A 2701-nucleotide genomic window follows, 5' to 3' on the forward strand; every position below is an offset into this window, starting at 1 on the left:
ATCTTTAACGCTCCTTGCCTGTACCGGGCTGTCACCGTCTACGGCCCCTCTTTCCAAAGGGTTCCAGTTCGTCGCGCAAAGAACATCGTGGTCCTACAACCCCAACAATGCCGAAACATCGTTGGTTTGGGCTTCTCCGATTTCGCTCGCCACTACTATCGGAATCACTCTTGTTTTCTCTTCCTCCGCCTACTTAGATGTTTCAGTTCAGCGGGTTCGCCCCCCTTGCGGGGTGACAGGCCTTCAACCTGCCGGGTTGCCCCATTCGGACATCCGCGGATCAATTCGTGTGTGCCGATCCCCGCGGCTTTTCGCAGCTTATCACGTCCTTCTTCGCCTCTGAGAGCCCAGGCATCCCCCATACGCCCTTCTTTTGCTTGTCGCACCTGTACATAAATGCACAAATGCCCTCGTAATCCTTCTATATTCTATTCTACTTCGTGTTTCTTCTTTGACTTCCACATAACGGTATAAAACCGCTTGCTTCCGTCCCAATATGTCAATGAACGTTACCAATTGAACAATTTTCAAATTTGAAAATCATCCAATTATAATGTGGAGAATACCGGAGTCGAACCGGTGACCTCCTGCGTGCAAGGCAGGCGCTCTAGCCAGCTGAGCTAATTCCCCATATACTAGTAGTTAGTACATAGTAGTTAGTAGTTAGTACATAACCACCGCTCAACTTCTAGAATTTCCTTTCAGTATTTAATGAACTTATTTAAAAGTCATTCGTGAACCTTTGACCTTTCACCTATAACTTTCAACTTTCGAACTTTGTTCGAAACCGTAGTCTCAGGCAGACTCGAACTGCCGACCTCTACATTATCAGTGTAGCGCTCTAACCAGCTGAGCTATGAGACTGTTTGGCCTAAATTGCCAGTATGTTTACATATTATAAGACAGCATAAAAGAAAAGGACCACCCCGATGCCGGACCGGACATTGTCCGGGACATCTCTTCTCTAGAAAGGAGGTGTTCCAGCCGCACCTTCCGGTACGGCTACCTTGTTACGACTTAGCCCTAGTTACCGATTTTGCCCTAGGCCGCTCCTCTCGGTGACGGACTTCAGGCACTCCCGGCTTCCATGGCTTGACGGGCGGTGTGTACAAGGCCCGGGAACGTATTCACCGGATCATGGCTGATATCCGATTACTAGCGATTCCAGCTTCACGGGGTCGAGTTGCAGACCCCGATCCGAACTGTGACCGGTTTTGTAGATCCGCGCCCACTTGCGTGGTGGCTTCCCTCTGTACCGGCCATTGTAGCACGTGTGTGGCCCAGGACGTAAGGGCCGTGATGATTTGACGTCGTCCCCACCTTCCTCACGGTTTGCACCGGCAGTCCCGTTAGAGTCCCCGACTTGACTCGCTGGCAACTAACGGTAGGGGTTGCGCTCGTTATAGGACTTAACCTGACACCTCACGGCACGAGCTGACGACAACCATGCAGCACCTTGCAATCCGTCCGAAGAAAACTCTATCTCTAAAGCTGTCGGACTGCATTTAAGCCCTGGTAAGGTTCCTCGCGTATCATCGAATTAAACCACATGCTCCACCGCTTGTGCGGGCCCCCGTCAATTCCTTTGAGTTTCATTCTTGCGAACGTACTCCCCAGGTGGGATACTTATCACTTTCGCTTGGCCGCCGAGACCGAGGTCCCGACAGCTAGTATCCATCGTTTACGGCGTGGACTACCGGGGTATCTAATCCCGTTCGCTACCCACGCTTTCGTCCATCAGTGTCAGTACGTTGTTGGTCACCTGCCTTCGCGATCGGTGTTCTATGTGATATCTATGCATTTCACCGCTACACCACATGTTCCGGCAACCCCACAACGACTCAAGACCACCAGTATCAAAGGCAATTCTACAGTTGAGCTGCAGACTTTCACCCCTGACTTAATGGCCCACCTACGGACCCTTTAAACCCAATGATTCCGGATAACGCTCGGACCCTCCGTATTACCGCGGCTGCTGGCACGGAGTTAGCCGGTCCTTATTCTTACGGTACCGTCAGCCACCTACACGTAGGTGGGTTTCTTCCCGTATAAAAGCAGTTTACAACCCATAGGGCAGTCATCCTGCACGCGGCATGGCTGGATCAGGCCCTCGCCCATTGTCCAATATTCCTCACTGCTGCCTCCCGTAGGAGTCTGGTCCGTGTCTCAGTACCAGTGTGGGGGATCCCCCTCTCAGGGCCCCTAACCATCGTTGCCTTGGTAAGCCGTTACCTCACCAACAAGCTAATGGTACGCATGGCCATCCCTGTCCGATAAATCTTTAATCACAGCAACATGTGTTGCCGTGATACCATGGGGCATTAATCCAAATTTCTCTGGGCTATTCCCCTGACAGGGGCAGGTTCCATACGCGTTCCGCACCCGTGCGCCGGTCGTCAGCGGATTGCAAGCAATCCCCGTTACCCCTCGACTTGCATGTGTTAGGCCTGCCGCTAGCGTTCATCCTGAGCCAGGATCAAACTCTTCATTGTCTATCGTTAAATATCTATCGATATCCCAATACAAGACAATACCAAGTCCTTGACATCAAAATGGTTCTTTGTTCTCTTTTACGCTGTCTATACAATATGTCAAATGAACTTCTTAAATCTTCAAAAGAGAAAAAAAATCGGGCCAAATCAAGCCCCCTAATCCCACTCTTTTACGCCTGGCCCTATCAGCTAAGCGGGTGCAAATATAG

The 2701-nt window shown here is 50.9% G+C and carries 2 tRNA genes and 2 rRNA genes (1 of these 4 only partly in view); all 4 read right to left on the bottom strand.

From position 1 onward, the window contains the following. A 23S ribosomal RNA gene (locus ACULLG_RS16905) occupies positions 1–384 on the bottom strand (it extends 2444 nt beyond the left edge of the window). 172 nt (positions 385–556) lie between these two features. Further along, positions 557–630, bottom strand: a tRNA-Ala gene (locus tag ACULLG_RS16910). A gap of 160 nt (positions 631–790) precedes the next feature. Further along, a tRNA-Ile gene (locus ACULLG_RS16915) sits at positions 791–864 on the bottom strand. 104 nt (positions 865–968) lie between these two features. Continuing rightward, positions 969–2492, bottom strand: a 16S ribosomal RNA gene (locus tag ACULLG_RS16920). The 16S and 23S rRNA genes sit together here with 2 tRNA genes alongside, the layout of an rRNA operon. Positions 2493–2701 lie beyond the last annotated feature (209 nt).

It is taken from the genome of Flagellimonas sp. 2504JD1-5, assembly GCF_053618295.1.